The following is a 6746-nucleotide window of genomic DNA, read 5'->3' as shown; positions in this document are numbered from 1 at the left end:
AGGAAAATCAATTTATTGATTTTCGGCTGATGACCACAAAGAAGGAAAAACCACGCTTTTTCCTTCTTTGTCAGCAACCTTAATGGGTGAAAGCCCCTTTTTCACGCCTCCCCCTACAACGCTTACTTATCGTCATCACTAATCGTCATACTTTTCGGCCTGCATTGGACATTCCCCGCCAAAGCTCGCCATAATGGCAGACGTGACGGCATGTTAACGTCCACGAAAACGCAAGTGAGGGCTAATGGGTCAGGATAAGCTGTATATCGAAAAAGAACTGAGCTGGTTGTCTTTTAACGAACGCGTGCTCCAGGAAGCGGCAGATAAAATTAACCCGCTGATCGAAAGAATGCGTTTTCTCGGCATCTATTCGAATAACCTTGATGAGTTTTATAAGGTTCGTTTCGCCGAGCTCAAGCGGCGTATTCTGATCAGTGAAGAACAAGGCACAGCGCCTAATTCGCGCCATTTACTCAATAAAATTCAGGCGCGGGTGCTCAAAGCCGATCAAGAGTTTGATGGGTTATATAACGATCTGCTGCTGGAGATGGCGCGCAATCAGATCTTCTTGATCAACGAACGCCAGCTGTCGCCAAATCAGCAAAACTGGCTGCGCCACTACTTTAAACACTATTTGCGCCAGCACATCACGCCGATCCTGATTAACCACGACACCGATCTGGTGCAATTTCTGAAAGATGATTACACCTATCTGGCGGTTGAGATCATTCGTGGCGATGACATCCGCTACGCGCTGCTGGAAATTCCATCCGATAAAGTGCCGCGCTTTGTTAATCTGCCGCCGGAAGCGCCACGCCGCCGCAAGCCGATGATCCTTCTGGATAATATCCTGCGCTACTGCCTGGATGACATTTTCAAAGGCTTCTTCGATTATGACGCGCTGAACGCCTACTCAATGAAAATGACCCGCGACGCAGAATACGATCTGGTCACCGAGATGGAGTCCAGCCTGCTGGAGCTGATGTCATCAAGCCTGAAACAGCGCCTGACGGCAGAGCCGGTGCGTTTTGTTTATCAGCGCGATATGCCCGATACCATGGTGGAAATGCTGCGTAATAAGCTTACCATCACCAACTACGACTCGATTATTCCCGGCGGGCGCTACCACAACTTTAAAGACTTTATTAATTTCCCCAACGTCGGCAAAGCCAACCTGCTGAATAAGCCGCTGCCGCGCCTGCGCCATATCTGGTTCGATAAATTCCGCAACGGTTTTGATGCCATCCGCAATCGTGACGTGCTGCTCTACTATCCGTATCACACCTTTGAGCACGTTCTGGAGCTGCTGCGCCAGGCCTCGTTCGACCCAAGCGTACTGGCAATAAAAATCAATATTTACCGCGTGGCGAAAGACTCGCGCATTATCGAATCGATGATTCATGCCGCGCACAACGGCAAGAAAGTCACCGTGGTTGTGGAGCTACAGGCGCGCTTTGACGAAGAGGCCAACATTCATTGGGCGAAGCGTCTGACGGAAGCGGGAGTACACGTGATCTTTTCAGCGCCCGGCCTGAAAATTCACGCCAAGCTGTTCCTGATTTCCCGTAAAGAGGGGGACGAAGTGGTGCGCTATGCGCACATTGGCACCGGTAACTTTAACGAGAAAACGGCGCGGCTATATACCGACTACTCGCTGCTCACCTGCGATGCACGTATTACCAATGAAGTGCGTCGGGTGTTTAACTTTATTGAAAACCCCTATCGCCCGGTAACGTTTGAACATCTGATGGTTTCGCCGCAGAACTCGCGTCGCCTGCTGTACGATTTGGTCGATAAAGAGATTGCCAATGCCCAGAGGGGCGCGCCGTCGGGCATTACCCTGAAATTGAATAACCTGGTCGATAAGGGGCTGGTGGACAGGCTATATGCGGCCTCAAGCTCGGGGGTGAAGGTCAATCTTCTGGTGCGCGGGATGTGCTCGCTGATCCCTAATCTTGCTGGCATCAGCGATAATATTCGCGTTATCAGCATTGTTGATCGCTATCTTGAGCACGATCGCGTCTATATCTTCGAAAATGGCGGCGATAAGAAGGTGTATCTCTCTTCTGCCGACTGGATGACGCGCAACATTGATTACCGTATTGAGGTGGCTGTTGCTATTCTCGACCCGCGCCTGAAACAGCGGATACTGGATATCATTGAAATACTCTTCAGCGATACGGTGAAAGCGCGCTATCTCGATAAAGAACTGAGTAATCGCTATGTGCCGCGCGCAACCGCCGTAAAGTGCGCTCACAGCTGGCGATTTACGACTACATCAAATCTCTGGAACAACCTGAATAACGCCTTATGTCGACGATAAACTTATGCCGATAAAAAAACACGCTCCCCGGCCGCAAGAGTTCGCAGCAGTAGACCTTGGCTCAAACAGCTTCCATATGGTGATTGCGCGAGTGGTTGACGGCGCGATGCAAATCATCGGCCGCCTGAAGCAACGCGTCCATTTGGCCGATGGTTTGAATGCTGAAAACGAGCTAAGCGAAGAGGCGATGGAACGCGGGTTGTCATGCCTTGCGCTGTTTGCTGAACGCCTGCAGGGATTCTGCGCAGAGAATGTCTGTATCGTGGGGACGCACAGTTTACGCCAGGCGGTCAACGCCAGCGAATTCCTGAAACGAGCCGAACAGGTTATCCCCTACCCGATTGAAATCATCTCCGGTAACGAAGAGGCGCGTCTGATTTTCATGGGGGTGGAACATACCCAGCCAGAAAAAGGCCGCAAGCTGGTGATTGATATTGGCGGCGGGTCAACGGAGCTTGTCATCGGTGAAGATTTTGAACCCATGCTGGTCGAAAGCCGCCGCATGGGTTGTGTCAGTTTTGGGCAAAATTTTTTCCCGCAGGGGCATATTACGCCGGAAAACTTCAGGCGCGCGCGCCTTGCGGCAGTACAGAAACTGGAGAACCTTTCATGGCAGTTCCGCCTGCAGGGCTGGAATGTCGCCATGGGGGCATCAGGCACCATTAAAGCCGCCCATGAAGTGCTGGTGAATATGGGCGAAAAGGACGGCATCATTACGCCCGAACGCCTGCAAATGCTGCGCGATGAGGTGCTGAAATATAAGAGTTTCAACGCGATGAGCCTGCCGGGACTTTCCGATGAGCGTAAGGCGGTGTTCGTGCCCGGCCTTGCGATTCTCTGCGGGGTATTTGACTCGCTGGCAATTCGTGAGCTGCGTCTGTCTGACGGGGCGCTGCGTGAAGGGGTGCTGTATGAGATGGAAGGCCGTTTCCGCCACCAGGATATCCGTATCCGTACCGCGCAAAGCCTGGCAAACCAGTACCATATCGACAGCGATCAGGCGAGGCGCGTGCTCGCGACCACCGAGCATATTTATCAGCAGTGGGAAGCGCAAAATCCGCAACTGGCTAATCCACAAATGGCCGCATTGCTGAAATGGTCGGCCATGCTGCATGAAGTGGGGCTGAATATTAACCACAGCGGGTTACATCGCCACTCGGCTTATATTCTGCAACACAGCAACCTGCCGGGCTTTAATCAGGAACAGCAGATGCTGATTGCCTCGCTGGTACGCTATCACCGCAAAGCGATAAAAATTGATGACCTGCCACGCTTTGCGCTGTTTAAGAAGAAGCAGTTCTTGCCGTTGATGCAAATTCTGCGTTTAGGGGTGCTGCTGAATAATCAACGCCAGGCTACAACAACGCCACCAACCCTGGTGCTGGAAACGGACGAAAAGCAATGGACGCTGCGTTTCCCCCACGACTGGTTCAGCCAGAACACCCTGGTATTGCTGGATTTAGAACGTGAACAGCAATACTGGGATAATACGCCGGGCTGGAAGCTTAAAATTGAAGAAGAAGCCAGCCCGGAAGCGGCTGCCTGACGAGGTAAAACCAGATGCCCATCAGGGCGTCTGGTCATTCTAACTCACTCTAAGTATTAGTATTACGCTCCACGAGCTTTTCAAGCAGTAGCGGACGCCCAATTAAATATCCCTGAATGTAATCGATCCCCAGATTTTGCACGGCGGCTTTCACCGCTTCGCTTTCGACATACTCGGCAACCAGCTGCATCTTTTTCATCCGCGCCAGCTGGCAAATGGAGTCCACAATCTGGTAGTCCAGGCTGCTGGTCAGGATATTGCGGATAAAACTGCCGTCAATTTTCAGGATGTCTGCGCTAATATCTTTTAGCCGCGCATAGCTGGCATAGCCCACCCCGAAGTCATCAATCGCCACCCGGCACCCCATATTTTGCAAAGCGGTCAGGGTAGCGTTAGCCTGCTCAAAATTGGTTAGTGAGTTGCTCTCGGTGATTTCAAAAATAAGCTGCCAGGGCTCAATTCTGTAGCGTGACAGCAGGCGTTTTACCTCATTAGCAAACGGTAAACGCCCCACGGAAGCCGGCGTGAGATTAATGGAAAAACGGCTACCGGGAAGCTGCGCACGGTTTTCATCCATAAATTTCAGCGTGGCCTCCAGCACCCAGGCGTCTATTTTCGAAGACAGGCCAAACTCATGCGCCACAGGTAAAAACGCTTCGGGCATAAACATAATATCCCCGTCGTGATCCCCTTTCATACGCAGCAAAATTTCATAGTAATAATCGCCACGAATGCCATCAATGCGCTGCGCCATCAGGATGAAGTTACCGGAATCAATGGCAACCTGCAGACGGTTCATCATCGCCACTTTGCTGCGCACCGCATTTTGCATCGGGTTGCTGCCCTGCTGCTGCAAACTTTCAGGTTTGGATGTCGACAGCGACAGCTCGGCCATCGAGCTCAGTTCACCTAACAGCAAGTAAATATGGGTGACTGGCGGGCGAACATAGCAATAACTCATCCCCACCTGCGGCTGCATCGGCATACCATCCCACATAAAGCGGAACTGCTTCACACGCAGGTCCAGGGACTCTATCCGCTCAAGATAGGAATCATAATTTAAGCGCACCGCCAGTTCATGGCCGGAGAGGTGATACACCGGCTCATCTGCGGCTAATAGCGGACGCAGATATTCGTTAAACTGCTGCTTATACTGGATACGAAGTTGTACCCCATAGTTACGGCCAAGCAGCTCCAGCTCCGGCACCCGCAGAAACACCAGCACCGAGCATGGGGCACGGGATAAATCGCGGTTAAGCGCGCGCAGATTTGGCATCTGAACGACAGGGTCGATAAAGGCCACGCGGCTCGCTTTACTATGCAAAAAACGTTGGCGTGTAGTGATGACCGCCATCAGGTAAATAGTGACGGAAAATACCGCGTAGCACGATGAAGCGATCGCCAGGTGCAGCTGAAAACCCATGTACTCGGGTAAATAGTTATGAAACCCGCTGCACAGAATAGTTAAAATCACCGCCCAGCTGGTGATAATAAACAGAAAACCGAAGCGCATTGCTCCCCACAGCATCAGCGGCAGGATCAGCGTCAGGGTGTAATCGGTGGTAAAAATAGTGCTGAAATCATCAACCGGAGCAAGGAGCATTCCAGCAAGCAGCGCGACCAGTGCCGCCCACAACGCAATCTCAAGCCTCGTGACGCCAGGCTGTATCTGTGCCTTCATCCGCGACCAGAATGAAAACACAAAGCGCGGGTTACGAAACATTCGTATCAAAAAATATGAGAAAGGCATCGCCGTTAAGCTGCCAATCAGCACGGCCTGAAAATTAATTAACGTCCGCGTGTGGAGAGGATTTTCCGGGATAACCTTGCTGACATCGTCATACCAGCCAAAGAAAACCCCCACCTGGTAGATAACCAAAAAAGTCACGGCGTTAACTAACACCAGCCACAACATGCGGTGGCCAGTGAGTTTAATCGCCCCAAACATCACCGAGGCACGGCGAGGGACAAAAATACGGTAGCCTCCCCAGCTAATAGTAAGGGGAACCAGGAAGTGAATGGCCGCCAGTATTGCGGCGAACTCCCCCTTCAGCGGCACATAGCGGACGAGTAGCGCAATGATGATTCCCGGCAGGGCTGCCCAACCGAAAACCAGCATAAAAGCCGTCATCAACCCCAGCGGCATATAGACGAGGAACACCCGCCCTCCGTCCATGATGGTATCGGCGTTACACCATGAAGCTAAAGGAAGAAGTAAACTCGGCAGCACCAGAGGCAGTGCCCACCATTGTTGGTTATATTTTTTATACCAGCTTGCCAGATACATGCATTATCGCCAAAAACCCTGTCATCCAGCTCGGGTACGTTTCGCCCGGGTTTCCAACCCAACCGATAAAACCATATCGCTATGGAATAGAGTGCAGATTCTAATCAGGGCTGGCCGGGATAATTTGATCTCAATCAATTTCTTCAGCAAGAGTAAAATCCATTGAAGAATAATCTCATCAGCCATCGCCGATAGACTCAGCAGCTAACATTAAGAAATGTTTATATAACAAGGGGAAATAATTTAGGCTGGGATCTCCCGGCGCCCACAATTGACCCTGAAGCATCATTGTGTATAAATATCACCGTCGCCCGCGGTTGACGGGCAAACATCAAGGATCATTTGCGTGACACAGGTTACGAGTATGCGAAGACGACATAAGTTTAACAATCGTATGACCCGCATTATTCTGCTTATCAGTTTTCTCTTCCTGTTTGGCCGTTTTGTCTACTCAGCCATCGCTGCCTGGCACCATCATCAGGACAAAGCTGAAGCACAGCAAAGTAGCCTGTCCGTGAATAACATCAATCCAGCCTGATGACAAACCTCATGTTTTTCGCAAAATGAACAGAGGCCATCAATAAAAAACA

The 6746-nt window shown here is 51.2% G+C and carries 3 protein-coding genes and 1 pseudogene; 3 read left to right on the top strand and 1 reads right to left on the bottom strand.

What is annotated here, in order from left to right; translation table 11 throughout:
• Nucleotides 1-244: 244 nt before the first annotated feature.
• Both ppk1 and ppx read left to right on the top strand, forming a co-directional pair.
• Nucleotides 245-2304, top strand: a pseudogene (gene ppk1, locus EHN07_RS19950) (polyphosphate kinase 1).
• Nucleotides 2305-2327: 23 nt separating this feature from the next.
• On the top strand, nt 2328-3869 hold the full coding sequence (gene ppx / locus EHN07_RS19945; RefSeq protein ID WP_124025749.1) for an exopolyphosphatase: 1542 nt from the start codon (nt 2328-2330) through the stop codon (nt 3867-3869).
• A gap of 49 nt (nt 3870-3918) precedes the next feature.
• Here the strand turns inward: ppx and EHN07_RS19940 are convergent, their stop codons facing one another.
• Nucleotides 3919-6156 carry an EAL domain-containing protein gene (locus EHN07_RS19940; protein ID WP_124025748.1) on the bottom strand — a complete coding sequence of 746 codons (2238 nt, stop codon included), beginning with the start codon at nt 6154-6156 and terminating at the stop codon, nt 3919-3921.
• A 346-nt stretch (nt 6157-6502) separates the two neighbouring features.
• Here EHN07_RS19940 and EHN07_RS19935 point away from each other — a divergent pair, with 346 nt between their 5' ends.
• Entirely contained in the window at nt 6503-6694 is a 192-nt protein-coding gene (locus EHN07_RS19935) for a YfgG family protein (RefSeq protein WP_124025747.1), read from the top strand.
• Nucleotides 6695-6746 lie beyond the last annotated feature (52 nt).

The sequence above is a fragment of the Buttiauxella warmboldiae genome (genome assembly GCF_003818135.1).
In the GTDB taxonomy this organism is placed as follows: Bacteria; Pseudomonadota; Gammaproteobacteria; order Enterobacterales; family Enterobacteriaceae; genus Buttiauxella; species Buttiauxella warmboldiae.
Note: the sequence above shows the minus strand (reverse complement) of the source record. Positions and strands in the feature narration are given on the sequence as shown.